A 13,535-nucleotide genomic window follows, 5' to 3' on the forward strand; every position below is an offset into this window, starting at 1 on the left:
CCGCTGCATCGCATAACGACCGGTACCGTGGAAGGGTGCGCACCTCGGCCCACCACACCACCACCGTCGAACGCGGAGCCTTCGCCCTGGCTCGCTGTACCTGCGGCTGGGCGGGCCCGGCCCGCCGCTCCAGGGACCGCGCGCGAACCGACGCCAGATCCCACGAGTCGACGTCACATCCCGAGGCCTGACACCCGGCAGCACGGCGGCAGCTCATGGCCGTGCCGTCCCGGGGCGCGCTGGGGCGGCACGGGGCCGATCTCGACCCATCACGACCGGGCTCGCAGGCGGGAGCAGGTCGGCATCAGTCCGATGGCCGGTCGGGCACGAGACAGCCAGTTGGCTCGCGGCTACGCCGCCAGGTCGTTCGGGCCGGGCACACCCGGGCGGGTGTCCGAGATGTCCAGCGTCTCGTGGTGGGGCTCACGCGACGCCGCACGGCGCGAGCGTACGAGCCACGCCGCATGGTCCGAGCGCGAGAACGTCGCCACCAGCGGGGTCAGCAGCGCCAGCGCCAGGGGGGCGAGGAGCAGCGCCACGGCCGTGCCGAGGGCGAAGCCGCCGATGACGTCGGTCGGGTAGTGGACGCCCATGTAGACCCGGCAGAAGCCTTCCGCGAGCGCCAGCCCGATCGCGGCGAACCCGAAGCCCCGGTGGGCGACGAAGACCCCGACCGCGATGGCCATCGCCATCGTCGAGTGGTCGCTGACGAAGGAGAAGTCGGTCTTGCCGGCGACGAGGACTTCGAGTCCCTGGTGGTCGACGAACGGCCGCGGCCGCTCCACGAACCCGCGGATCGGAACGTTGACCAGCACCGCGATACCCGCGGCCAGGGGCGCCCAGACCAGCGCCGCGACCGCGCCGACCGAGTCCTCGGAGGTACCGCGCCGGCGCACGGTCCACCAGCACCACAGCACGACGAGGACGAGCGCGAGCATGATTCCGTACTCGCCGACGAACTCCATGACGCGGTCGAACCACGGCGGAGCCGACCGCGCCAGCCCGTTGATGTCGTAGAGCAGGCCGACATCGGGATTCGCCCCGTCACGTGCGAGTCCAGCCATCGCTTGCGGCCCCTTGCCTTCTGTCGCCTGCCGCGGCGCACGCCTCTGTGCGCCGCACTCCCAACCCCCCGTGGTCGGTGCGGTGTATACGCAACTGCTTCGGTCCAGGGAACGACTCGCCCCGCCGGTACGTTCCTCTCTCCACGGAACGATCACGATGACGTTATCGAAGAGTGACACATCGTCGCAGCTCAGGGCCGTGGCTTAACGCAGAGTTCCGGCCATCGCCGACGCGGCGTCAGATTCCGGTCAGGCCGAGGGCGGTGGCGTCGGCAGCGCCGCGGCGCCGTCCTCGGTGACCCTCGTCGCACCGAAGTAGTCGGGGGTGTCGATCTTGTCGAAACGGATGACGGCCCCGGTGTACGGAGCGTTGATCATGTATCCGCCGCCGACGTACAGCCCGACGTGCCGGATCGCCCGTGAGTTGGTCAGGTCGTCGGAGAAGAAGACCAGGTCGCCGGGCAGCAGCTCGTCCCTCGACGGATGCGGCCCCGCGTTGTACTGGTCGTTCGCCACGCGCGGCAGTTCGATCCCGACGGTCCGGTACGCGGCCTGCGTCAGCCCCGAGCAGTCGAACCGCCCGCCCTGCTCCGGCGTTCCGTTCCCGCCCCACAGATACTTCGTGCCGAGCTTCTGCTGTGCGAAGTAGATCGCCCCGGCCGCCTGCCGCGACGGCTCCACCCGCCCGGCCGGCCGTGCGAAGCTCTTCTCCAGCGTCCGGATGACCTTGACGTAGTTCCGCGTCTCCTTGTACGGCGGGACCCCGCCGTACTTGATGACCGCGTACGCCCCCGCGTTGTACGCCGCCAGCATGTTGTCCGTCGGGTCGCCAGGGGCCTTCTTCACGTAACCGGCCAGCTTGCAGTCGTAGGAGGCCGCGGACGGAATCGCGTCGGCCGGGTCCCACACGTCGCGGTCCCCGTCGCCGTCCCCGTCGACGCCGTGCGTCGCCCACGTCCCCGGGATGAACTGCGCGATCCCCTGCGCGGCGGCATGGCTCTGCGCCCGCGGATTCCAGCCACTTTCCTGGTAGAGCTGCGCGGCGAGCAGCGCCGGATTGATGGCCGGGCAGAGATTGCCCCACTTCTGCACCAGTGGCTGGTAGAGCGCCGGAACGGCTCCCCTGGCCAGCGCGACGGCTCCCTTCGCCCCGCCCGCGAGCCCCGCCGCGGCGGAGAACGTGCCGACGACGAGCAACGCGACGAAGCTCAGACAGAGCCCGAAGGCCCCGCCCGCGACCAGCCACGCCTTACGCACCGTCAATCACCTTTCGCCGCAAGGCAGTCCACGTCCACGTCATGGGCCAGTGTAGGTGGGGAGGGCACGGTTCAGGGGGCGGACGACGGGTCGGGGCCGAGGAGGGCTGGTCCTGTTCCGTTACCCGTAGGTAGCGTGTGCCCCATACACCTGTCAGCAGGATCACCGGGAGCGGCCGGGACGATCAGGGGCCGGGAACGGCCGGGACGATCAAGGAGAGGCGGTCCGTCATGACGGAACCCCAGGCGTTCTTCGAGCGGATCTCCGAGAACCACTTCTCGCCCACCGAGCACACCCGCGGCCCGTGGGACGCGGATTCCCAACACGCCGGCCCGCCCGCCGCACTGCTGGGGCGGGCGGTGGAGGAGCGGCCGGGAGCACGGGAGGACATGCGACTCGCGCGGGTGACGTACGAGATCGTCCGCCCGGTGCCCATACGCCCGCTGGAGATGACCACGACCGTGCTGCGCAGCGGCAGGAGCGTGGAGCTCGTCGAGGCCGCCCTCGCGCCCGAGGGCGGGGCACCCGTGATGTTCGCCAGGGCCCTTCGCATCCGTACGCTCGAAGAGCCCGGACCGGCGGTCGCGTCCGGGCCGCAGGTGCCCTCGCCCGGGGAGACCGCCGAGACGCCCTTCTTCGCCGTGCCGTGGGAGGTGGGCTACCACACCTCCATGGACACCCGGTTCACCGAAGGGACGTTCCGCGAGCAGGGGCCGGGCACCTGCTGGATGCGGATGAGGATGCCGCTCGTCGCGGGCGAGGAGATCCGCCCCCTGGACCGCGTCCTGGTGGCCGCCGACTCCGGGAACGGCATCAGCAACGTCCTCGACTTCCGCCGACACGTCTTCGTCAACGCGGACCTGACGGTCCATCTGCACCGCCACCCGGTCGGCGAGTGGGTGTGCGTCGAGGCCCGTACGAGCGTCGACCCTGCCGGGATCGGCCTGGCGGACGCCCGGCTCCATGACGAGAAGGGGCCGATCGGCCGTAGCGCGCAGAGCCTGTTCATCTCGCCTCGCTGAGCCGCACCGGCGACCCCCGGAAGTGGTCTGGACCAGATGCCGTTACGCTGTGTCACGCAGCCAGGAAGGCTGTGAACAACCCCGCCGATGACCAACGGCCGGGCGAGCAGCACAGGAGTAACGAGTGCAGAACCTGCAGAACGTGCAGAACATGGGGACCGATACCAGGACGGCACGCCGCAACGGCGACGCCGGGGGAACTTTCGCCGCGGTGACCGTCATCGCGCTCATCGCCGTGGCCATCGGGCTGCTCGGCTACATGATCGCCATGCGCTGACCCACCCCACCCTCACGCGGGGCGGCACCGGACTCCGGTGCCGCCCCGCGGTTTTGAATCCCCGTCAGCCGTGCGGCCGATTCCGTTTCACGCCCTGAGTGCCACAACGACAGTCATTGCCCGAAGTCACGCTCCGTGATACACAGAGTGACTATACGTGTCCTCACAGCGGCGCCGACCCACGCCGCCGCAGGCCAGAGCGGCCGGATCGGTCATCCGTGCGCGGATCGAGTAAAGAGAGCCGCCAAGTCGGCGCACGCGGACGGTTTCATCAGCGAAGATGGAGCGGTGGCCTGTGCCGTGGGGCAGGGGCGGACAACTACCCAACAGGGGCGGTGAGTTATATGTACCTGGCGGCCGAGAAGGGCGACATCACCACCATCATCGGTGGAATCGCCCCGAACTGGGGGCCTTTCGGAAGCCTCGGGAACGAGGCCCGCGTCATGATCGAGGTCGTGATGGCCGTTGCCATCCTGCTCTGCCTGGGCATCGCGATCTGGGGAGCGGCCAAGCAGCGCATCGGCGCGACGGCCCTCCGGGACACCTTCAGCGCGGAACAGGGCAAGGGCCTGATCGTCGCCGGACTGACCGGCGTCTTCATCATCGGATCACTGGGGACCCTGTTCACCATCGTGTACGGGATGGCCGTCTGACTCCCCGTACCCACCCGTCATCCACCACACCCGACACCACCCGTCCGTCGCGCCCACCGGCAGAGGTTGCGTCTCCCTGATGTCGAGTCACCACACCCCGCCCGCGCGGAGAGCAGCACGGCTACCGTCGTACTACGGCACGGCTTCGCACACGGCTGAGGGGGCGCACGCGGCATGAGCCACGACGACGAGACCGACGGCTACGGCAGCGGCGTCGGAGGCACGGGCCAGACCCGCACCCGTCTCCCCGAAGGCACCGCCGGCGACATCTACGGCGGCGCCCGCCGCCCCAGCCGCAACTCACGCTCCCTCGTCACGCTCGTGGGCGTGGTCGTCCTCCTCATCGCCGCCATCGCCTTCGCGAACCGCGGCGACGGAACGAACTCCCCTAACACCACCGACACGGCCAAGGGCACGGCCCCGACGGCGGCGACGGGGGTGCGCCCGGTGAAGGGGAAGAACGCGGGGGTCCCGGCGGGGTACGCACGGGACGAGCAGGGGGCGCAGAGCGCGGCGGCGAACTATGCGGTGACGCTCGTTTCCGCCGACATGCTCAAGCCCGCACGTAGGGAAGAGATCGTCCGTCAACTGTTCGTCGTCGACAGAGCCGGCGAGCTAGAGGCCAGCTTCGACAAGGCCTACAGCAAGGAGTTCCTGGACAAGGTCGGACTCGACGCGAACGGAAACGCAGCCGAAGGGCTGACCTACGTCTCGCGCACGGCTCCGGTCGGCACCAAGGTCACGCAGTACGCGGACATCACCGCGACGGTGGAGGTCTGGTGCACCGGCGTATTCGGGACCGCGGGTATCGGCTCCACCAATCCGGTGACCAACGACTGGTTCACGATGACGCTCAAGCTGCGATGGTCCGGCGGGGACTGGAAGGTCGAGAGCTTCTCCCAGAAGGAAGGCCCCGCCCCGGTGAACGCGGACCTCACAGCCTCCAACGCCGACGAGATCTCCAAGGCTGTCGAAGAGTTCGGAGGGTTCACCTATGCCCGGTAGCCGGCGTCGTGCGCTTTCTCTCACGGCTGCTCTAGCTGCCGTCCAGACGGCAGCCGTGCTGCTGGCTACGCGAGCCCACGCAGCACCGAGTCCGACACCGTCCCCCTCCGGCAAGGACAACTGCGACCTCATCGTCGGCCCCGCACGCGACTACTGCGAGAACGGCGAACCCGGCGGAGCCTCTCGCCGTAGCCCCTCGCTCAACGACCCCACCTCCTCCCTCGACCCCCTCTCCTCCCTCGCCCGCGGCTGCGCCGACGCCGCCGCCTGGGTCGTCGACACCCTCTCCAAGGCCGTGAAGTCCACCGCCGAGGTGGACTTCACCAACGCCACCTTCCTCGGCCAGTACGCCGTCGTCTTCGCCGCCGCCACCTTCCTCACCCTCCTCCTCTGGCTCCTCGCCGTCGCCAAGCGCGCCATCCGCGGCGTCCCCCTCGCCACCGCCATCTCCGAGGCGATCGGGTTCCTCTGGCTCACCGTCCTCGCCTCCGCCTTCACGCCGCTGATCCTCTACACCCTCGTCTCCGCCACCGACTCGATCACCGACGTGATCGCGCAAGGCACCGGCGGCCAGACCGACGTGTTCTTCGGCAGCTTCAAGGAGGCCCTCCAGAAGGGCGACGACATCGGCGGCGGGCCGATCATGCTGATCGTCGTGTCGCTGGTGACGATCCTCGCCGCGGGCGTCCTCTACCTGGAGCTGTTCCTGCGGGCCGTCCTCCTGTACGTCGGCGCGCTGCTCGGCGTCGTCGTGTACGCGGGGCTCGTGGACAAGAACATGTGGGGGCACGTACGCCGCTGGGCCGGGATCATGATCGCGGTGATCCTGGTCAAGCCGGTCATCGTCATCGTGCTGGGCCTCGCGGGAGCACTGTCCGCCGACGACGGACCGGACTCGTTCTCCGCCGTCGTCACGGGACTCGCCATCATCCTGCTCGCGATCTTCGCCTCCGCGATGATCTACCGTTTCGTTCCCGGCTTCGGTGACGAGATCGCCGCATCCCGCAACAACCGCATCCAGAGCAGCGCGGAGAACAAGGCCGCCGCCGTCATCAGTTCGCCCGCCGCCCTCGTCTCCCAGGGCATCAAGACCCACAGCAGCCGCAACCACCAGCAGGGCGGAACGGGAGGAGGCGGCGGACCCGCGAACGCGGTGTCCGGCGGAGTCGCCGCACACAGCTCACGCGGATCCGCAGCAGGCACCGGAGCGGGGACCGGGGGCGGAGCCGGGGGCGGAGCTGTCCCCTCCGCCGCACCTCCGCCCCGTAGCGGCGGCCCCGGCAGCACCCCGCACAGCCACCGCAGGAACTCAGGCAGCAACGCCGGCACAGGCACAGGAAGCACAGGAGGTGGAGGGCGTTGACGACGCAGTCCCAGCCCATCGCGCCCCGCCGTACGTATCTGATCGGCCGGGCCAGGCCGAACGCGATCGTCGGCAAGAACCGCGAGACCGGCGAGATCGCCCTGATCATCGCCGGCGCGTTCCTCGGCATGATGAGCGGACTGCTGGTCCCGGTCCTGTCCCTGCGGATCGTCCTGCTCATGGGCTTCCCGCTGCTCGCCCTGGCCGCCGTGTACGTCCCGTACAAGCAGCGCACGTTCTACCGCTGGTTCGAGGTCAGCCGCAGCTACAAGCGCTCGCTCCGCCAGGGCACCGGCTACCGCTCCGCCGCCATGGAGGCCGGCACCCGTGTCGACGGCCGCGAGGTCGAGGTCGGCCCACCGCCCGGCATCGGCCGGATCAACTGGCTCGCCGCGCCCTTCGGCCCGGACGAGATCGCCGTACTGCTGCACGCCGACCGCCGTACCGTGACCGCCGCCATCGAGATCGAGGGCCCGGGCGTCGGACTGCGCGACAGCGAGGACCAGGAAGCCCTGGTGGACCGTTTCGGCACGCTGCTCAAGCATGTCGCCAACGGCGACGGCTTCGTGACGCGCCTTCAGATGCTGGCCCGTACGCTGCCGGCCGACCCCGACGCCCACGCGAAGGATGTCGCCCAGCGCGGCGACACACAGTCCCCGGCCTGGCTGCAGCAGTCGTACGACCAGCTCCAGTCGATGGTGTCCACCTCCAGCGAGCAGCACCGCGCCTACCTGGTCGCCTGCATGCACTACACCCGTGAACTCGCCGCCGAGGCCCATACCATGGCCCGCGCCGCCCGCCAGGCGTCCGGGACGAGGAAGCTCGACAAGGACGCCGGCCTCGCCGTCGTCATGGCCCGTGAACTCACCGACATCTGCGCCCGCCTCGCCGAGGCCGACATCCGGGTCCGCCAGCCCCTCGGCCAGGCCCGGCTCGCCTCCCTCGTGCACTCCATGTACGACCCGGACCACCCCATGGACCACATCCAGGCGATGACGAAGCGAAACGCCTGGCCCGCCGAACTCGACGCGGTGGAGCCCACCTACCTCCAGGCCAAGACCCGCGAGTCCGCCACCCGCGCCCCCTGGTGCCACGCCACCGCCTGGGTCAAGGAGTGGCCGATGACCCCCGTCGGCGTCAACTTCCTCGCCCCGCTGCTCGTCCACACCCCGGACGTGATCCGCACCGTCGCGGTCTGCATGGACCTGGAACCCACCGAAGTCGCCATCGAGCGCATGCTGACGGAGAAGACGAACGACGAGGCGGAGGCGAGCCGCGCCGCCAAGATGAACCGTACGGTCGACCCGCGCGACATCGCCGCACACGGCCGGCTCGACCAGCGGGGTGAAGATCTCGCCAGCGGCGCGGCAGGCGTCAATCTTGTCGGGTACATCACTGTGTCGTCGCGTACGCCCGAGGCCCTGGCCAGGGACAAGCGCACGATCAGAGCCTCGGCGGGCAAGTCGTATCTGAAGCTGGAGTGGTGCGACCGCGAGCATCACCGGGCCTTTGTGAACACGCTGCCGTTCGCCACCGGCATCCGCCGATAGCGCGCTGATACGCGCCGACACGCGCCGATAGGGGCCCTGATCCGATGCGAGATCCGCTGTCCGTCCTCACCGAATCCTTCACGTCCTTCCTCTTCGGGAAGGTCGAGACGACCCGGCTGCCCGTGCGTACCTCCACGGGCCAGGCGCAGGCCGTCTACCTGCCGACCGCCGCGCCAGGTCTCGGTGACTCGGGCGTGATCATCGGCCGCGAGGTGTACAGCGGAAAGGGCTACATCTACGACCCGTTCCAGCTCTACGGACAGCAGCTCCCCGCACCCCACTGGCTGGTCCTCGGCGAGTCCGGCAACGGCAAGTCGGCCCTGGAGAAGACGTACGTCCTGCGCCAGCTCCGCTTCCGCGACCGCCAGGTCGTCGTCCTCGACGCACAGGGCGAGGACGGCGTCGGCGAGTGGAACCTCATCGCCCAGGAGCTGGGAATAACCCCCATCCGCCTGGACCCGATGGCCGCCCTGGACGGCGGGATCCGCCTCAACCCCCTCGACCCGTCGATCACCACCACCGGCCAGCTCGCGCTGCTCCGTACGATCATCGAGGTCGCGATGGGCCACGGCCTCGACGAGCGCTCCGGCTTCGCGCTCAAGGTCGCGCACGCCTACGTCAGCGACACCATCACCGACCGGCAGCCCGTCCTCACCGACATCGTCGAGCAACTCCGCCACCCCGAACCCGAGTCGGCGGAGGCGATGAACGTGGACATAGACGATGTACGCGCCTGGGGTCTGGACGTCGCGCTGGTCCTCGACCGGCTCGTCGACGGTGACCTGCGGGGCATGTTCGACGGCCCGACGACCGTCGGCATCGACCTCGACGCGCCGCTCATCGTCTTCGACCTGTCGCACATCGACCGTAACTCGATCGCCATGCCGATCCTCATGGCGATCGTGGGTGTGTGGCTGGAGCACACCTGGATCCGCCCGGACCGCAAGAAGCGCATCTTCCTCGTCGAGGAAGCCTGGCACATCATCAACAGCCCCTTCGTGGCACAGCTCTTCCAGCGGCTGCTGAAGTTCGGTCGCCGGCTCGGCCTGTCGTTCGTGGCGGTGGTCCACCACCTCAGCGACGTCGTCGACGGTGCGGCGGCACGGGAAGCGGCGGCGATCCTCAAGATGGCGTCGACGAGGACGATCTACGCCCAGAAGGCGGACGAGGCACGGGCAACGGGCCGGGTGCTGGGACTGCCCCGATGGGCGGTCGAGATCATCCCCACCCTCACTCCCGGCATCGCGGTGTGGGACGTCAACGGCAACGTCCAGGTCGTCAAACACCTGGTGACCGAGGCGGAGCGGCCGCTGGTCTACACGGACCGGGCGATGACGGAGTCCTCACTGCCCGAGCTCCCCGAAGACGTACGCGCCGCGGATCGGGAGGCGGAGGAACGCGCGGCCCTGATGGAACACCACCAGCAGCAGCACGTGAACCCGTCCTCAGAGTCGACGGTGGCGTGACGTGCGACACGAGCGAGAGCGAGAACGGGGAAGAGAGCGAGGGTACGGCCCCGGTGCGGGACAGGGGCACGTGCGCGGGCGTGAGGAGGCGCGGGGCATCCCGGACGGCCTGCTCATCGGCGTCCTGGGCTTCCTCCTCGGCCTGACCCTGCTGGTCTGGACGGCGACCGGGCTCGCGGGCCTCTTCGCCCACGGTGCCTGGCCGGACGGCGTGACGTTCACGAACACGCCGCTCGCGATGCGCAGCCTCGTCTCCGAACCCCACGACCTGCCCGCCGCCTGGCCCGCCACCCCACCGGCCCAGCTGTCCGGCTACGGCCTCTTCTGGGGCCTGCTCATCGGCCAGTTGATGACCCTGGTCGTCCTGACCATCTTCATCCTCGGCACCCTGGCCCGCTGGCGTGCGGTGCGCGCCTCGCGAAGAGCGGTGAGCGACGTGCCGGCCATGGGCGGCAGCCCCGCGCCTCATCAGCAACCGAACGCCAACGGCAGCAGCCCCGCACCCCAGCCCCTCGTACATATGGAACAGCCCGAGTTCGCCACACAGCCCGGGCAGATGTCCGGTCAGCCGGGGCAGTTGGGTCAGTCGGAGCTGCCCGCTCATGCCGGTCATCCCGCCCAGACCGGCCAGGCCGGTGAACCAGGGCTGAGCGCACCGACCCCCGGGACCCAACAGGCCCTGCCGACCGATCTCGTCGTCCCGGCGCCGCGCCGCCCTCGCATCGTCTACGGAGAGCCGACCGCCCGTCGCCCCTCCACCGTCCAGGCCATCCGGGAAGCCGAGGGACCCGCCCTCGTCGTCACCTCCGACCCGACCGTGTGGGCGGAGACCAAGGACGCCAGGGCCAAGCTCGGTCCTGTCCTGGTCTACGACCCCGGCCATCTCTGTGACACACCCGCACGACTGCACTGGTCACCGACCAGCGGCTGCGAGGACCCGGAGACGGCGGCTTCCCGCGCGACCGCGCTGTTCGCGCCAGTACGCCCGCACTCCCGGCTCGACGCCGCCGTCGCCGACACCGCGGAAACGCTCCTGCGCTGCTGGCTGCACGCCGCCGCGGTGGACGGACGCCCGTTCAAGCAGGTCCACCGCTGGGCACAGGGCAACGGCGCCCATGAGCCCGTACGGATCCTGCGCACCCACGCCAAGGCCGCTTCCGGCCACGCCGGACTTCTCGAATCAGCGCTGACGGCCCACGCCGAACGCCGGGAGATGGCCCAAGAACTGACGGCCCGTACGCTCGGAGTGCTCTCCTCGATCCACATCCGCGAGGCCTGTACCCCGAACCGAGCAGATTCGCTCACCTTGGAATCATTTACGGACGAGGGGGGCACCCTTTATGTGGTGGGTGAACCGATCGAGGACCCTCGTACCCGCCCCGGCGCAATGCCCCTGCTGACCGCCCTCACCACAAGCGTGGTCGAGCACGGCCGCCGCATGGCCGCACGGTCATCCGACGGTCGGCTCGACCCACCACTCGCCCTCGTCCTGGACGACGTAGCCGCCGTGGCTCCGCTCCCCCTGCTCCCGGAGCTGCTGGATTCCGGACAGGACCAGGGACTGCCGACGCTGGTCCTGCTCCGCTCGGAGGAACAGGGCCGCGCCCGCTGGCCCGATCACAGCCTCAGCGGCTGACCTCCCGCCACAGTTCGTACTCCAGCTCCCGCGCCGGCGGATCGGACGGCCGCTCGGACGGCCGTGGCGGTCCCGGCACGGACTCACCGCTCGGCGCGAACCCGAAGCGCCGGTAGAAGGCCGCCGCCCGCGCGTTGTCCTCGTGCACGTACAGCCGTACTCGCTCGATACGGGAGCCGGGCAGCGACCACGACCAGTCGACGGCAGCCCGGAACAGCTCCTTCGTCACTCCGATCCCACGCGCCTCCGGGCGGACGAACACCCCCACCAGATGCGTCTGGTCGACCCGGGCCGCCTCACCGAATCCCACCGCGGCCGCCGGCCGCTCCACGAGCGCGGTCACGGTGCCCACCCAGCGCCCGCCGGACTCCTCCGCGATGAACTGGTTGCCGGCCACACCCGCCGCGGCGTTTCTCGTCCGCTCCCGCCAGAAGTCCGGCGTATGAGCGAGGCCCTGTTCGTAGGTCTCCATGAAGGCGATCGGCGCCGCGGGGTCCTGAAGGGCGGCGAGCCGGATCTCCCGGGCCTTCTCCCACTCGTCGGCGCGCACAGCGCGAATGATGTGCTCCATCCCCTGATCCTGGCGGCACCCACCGCCGACCGCCAAGGGATTTCGCAAGGGCCCTGAAACGCAAAAATGCCTCAACCCCCGGACATGGTCCGGGGGTTGAGGCTCAAAAATTGTTCGGCGGTGTCCTACTCTCCCACAGGGTCCCCCCTGCAGTACCATCGGCGCTGAAAGGCTTAGCTTCCGGGTTCGGAATGTAACCGGGCGTTTCCCTAACGCTATGACCACCGAAACTCTATGAAGATATTTATCGAACCGGCCGACCACGGGGTGGTCTCGGCGTGTTCGTTACTTCAGAACTAACACAGTGGACGCGAGCAACTGAGGACAAGCCCTCGGCCTATTAGTACCGGTCAACTCCACCCATTACTGGGCTTCCATATCCGGCCTATCAACCCAGTCGTCTACTGGGAGCCTTACCCTCTCTAGGAGGTGGGAGTCCTCATCTCGAAGCAGGCTTCCCGCTTAGATGCTTTCAGCGGTTATCCCTCCCGAACGTAGCCAACCAGCCATGCCCTTGGCAGGACAACTGGCACACCAGAGGTTCGTCCGTCCCGGTCCTCTCGTACTAGGGACAGCCCTTCTCAAGACTCCTACGCGCACAGCGGATAGGGACCGAACTGTCTCACGACGTTCTAAACCCAGCTCGCGTACCGCTTTAATGGGCGAACAGCCCAACCCTTGGGACCGACTCCAGCCCCAGGATGCGACGAGCCGACATCGAGGTGCCAAACCATCCCGTCGATATGGACTCTTGGGGAAGATCAGCCTGTTATCCCCGGGGTACCTTTTATCCGTTGAGCGACGGCGCTTCCACAAGCCACCGCCGGATCACTAGTCCCGACTTTCGTCCCTGCTCGACCCGTCGGTCTCACAGTCAAGCTCCCTTGTGCACTTACACTCAACACCTGATTACCAACCAGGCTGAGGGAACCTTTGGGCGCCTCCGTTACTCTTTAGGAGGCAACCGCCCCAGTTAAACTACCCATCAGACACTGTCCCTGATCCGGATCACGGACCCAGGTTAGACATCCAGCACGACCAGAGTGGTATTTCAACGACGACTCCACCCATACTGGCGTATGAGTTTCACAGTCTCCCACCTATCCTACACAAGCCGAACCGAACACCAATATCAAACTGTAGTAAAGGTCCCGGGGTCTTTCCGTCCTGCTGCGCGAAACGAGCATCTTTACTCGTAGTGCAATTTCACCGGGCCTATGGTTGAGACAGTCGAGAAGTCGTTACGCCATTCGTGCAGGTCGGAACTTACCCGACAAGGAATTTCGCTACCTTAGGATGGTTATAGTTACCACCGCCGTTTACTGGCGCTTAAGTTCTCAGCTTCGCCCCACCGAAATGGAGCTAACCGGTCCCCTTAACGTTCCAGCACCGGGCAGGCGTCAGTCCGTATACATCGCCTTACGGCTTCGCACGGACCTGTGTTTTTAGTAAACAGTCGCTTCTCGCTGGTCTCTGCGGCCACCCCCAGCTCAGAGTGCAAGACTCATCACCGGACATGGCCCCCCTTCTCCCGAAGTTACGGGGGCATTTTGCCGAGTTCCTTAACCATAGTTCACCCGAACGCCTCGGTATTCTCTACCTGACCACCTGAGTCGGTTTAGGGTACGGGCCGCCATGAAACTCGCTAGAGGCTTTTCTCGACAGCATAGG

At 68.2% G+C, this 13,535-nt stretch carries 11 protein-coding genes and 2 rRNA genes (1 of these 13 cut by a window edge); 8 read left to right on the forward strand and 5 right to left on the reverse strand.

Annotated features, from left to right (window positions below):
- Positions 1-350 precede the first annotated feature (350 nt).
- Entirely contained in the window at positions 351-1,064 is a 714-nt protein-coding gene (locus OG766_RS16395) for a phosphatase PAP2 family protein (protein ID WP_266379767.1), read from the reverse strand.
- A gap of 249 nt (positions 1,065-1,313) precedes the next feature.
- Positions 1,314-2,321 (reverse strand): C40 family peptidase, encoded by a 1,008-nt coding sequence (locus tag OG766_RS16400; protein ID WP_328725653.1) that lies wholly within the window; start codon positions 2,319-2,321, stop codon positions 1,314-1,316.
- Positions 2,322-2,551: 230 nt separating this feature from the next.
- Between OG766_RS16400 and OG766_RS16405 the strand changes: the two genes are divergently transcribed.
- The 8 genes from OG766_RS16405 to OG766_RS16440 all read left to right on the forward strand — a co-directional run bounded on the left by OG766_RS16405 (position 2,552) and on the right by OG766_RS16440 (position 11,293).
- Complete coding sequence (locus OG766_RS16405; RefSeq protein WP_266379772.1) at positions 2,552-3,343, forward strand: thioesterase family protein; 792 nt, start codon at positions 2,552-2,554, stop codon at positions 3,341-3,343.
- A 124-nt stretch (positions 3,344-3,467) separates the two neighbouring features.
- A complete protein-coding gene (locus OG766_RS16410; protein WP_328725654.1) occupies positions 3,468-3,620 on the forward strand; it encodes a hypothetical protein in 153 nt (50 codons plus the stop codon).
- Positions 3,621-3,964: 344 nt separating this feature from the next.
- The gene (locus OG766_RS16415; RefSeq protein WP_017945892.1) at positions 3,965-4,273 is read left to right on the forward strand and encodes a hypothetical protein; all 309 of its coding nucleotides are present in this window, start codon (positions 3,965-3,967) and stop codon (positions 4,271-4,273) included.
- Positions 4,274-4,447: 174 nt separating this feature from the next.
- Positions 4,448-5,278: a hypothetical protein gene (locus OG766_RS16420; protein WP_328725655.1), complete on the forward strand. Its 831-nt coding sequence runs from the start codon at positions 4,448-4,450 to the stop codon at positions 5,276-5,278.
- Positions 5,268-6,641 (forward strand): hypothetical protein, encoded by a 1,374-nt coding sequence (locus tag OG766_RS16425; RefSeq protein ID WP_328725656.1) that lies wholly within the window; start codon positions 5,268-5,270, stop codon positions 6,639-6,641. Before OG766_RS16420 ends, OG766_RS16425 begins: the two co-directional genes overlap by 11 nt.
- The gene (locus OG766_RS16430; protein WP_266379779.1) at positions 6,638-8,191 is read left to right on the forward strand and encodes an SCO6880 family protein; all 1,554 of its coding nucleotides are present in this window, start codon (positions 6,638-6,640) and stop codon (positions 8,189-8,191) included. Before OG766_RS16425 ends, OG766_RS16430 begins: the two co-directional genes overlap by 4 nt.
- Before the next feature lie 44 nt (positions 8,192-8,235).
- Positions 8,236-9,657 (forward strand): ATP-binding protein, encoded by a 1,422-nt coding sequence (locus OG766_RS16435; RefSeq protein WP_328725657.1) that lies wholly within the window; start codon positions 8,236-8,238, stop codon positions 9,655-9,657.
- Positions 9,658-9,727: 70 nt separating this feature from the next.
- A complete protein-coding gene (locus OG766_RS16440) occupies positions 9,728-11,293 on the forward strand; it encodes a type VI secretion protein (RefSeq protein WP_266379784.1) in 1,566 nt (521 codons plus the stop codon).
- Here OG766_RS16440 and OG766_RS16445 read toward each other — a convergent pair.
- From OG766_RS16445 to OG766_RS16455, 3 genes are all read right to left on the reverse strand, one after another.
- Entirely contained in the window at positions 11,283-11,864 is a 582-nt protein-coding gene (locus OG766_RS16445) for a GNAT family N-acetyltransferase (protein WP_266379786.1), read from the reverse strand. The two genes, OG766_RS16440 and OG766_RS16445, sit on opposite strands and share 11 nt — an antisense overlap.
- A gap of 112 nt (positions 11,865-11,976) precedes the next feature.
- Positions 11,977-12,093: ribosomal RNA gene (rrf, locus tag OG766_RS16450) — 5S ribosomal RNA — on the reverse strand.
- A gap of 91 nt (positions 12,094-12,184) precedes the next feature.
- Positions 12,185-13,535: ribosomal RNA gene (locus OG766_RS16455) — 23S ribosomal RNA — on the reverse strand; it runs 1,775 nt beyond the window's last position.

The sequence above is a fragment of the Streptomyces sp. NBC_00259 genome, from assembly GCF_036181745.1.
Classification (GTDB): domain Bacteria; phylum Actinomycetota; class Actinomycetes; order Streptomycetales; family Streptomycetaceae; genus Streptomyces; species Streptomyces pratisoli.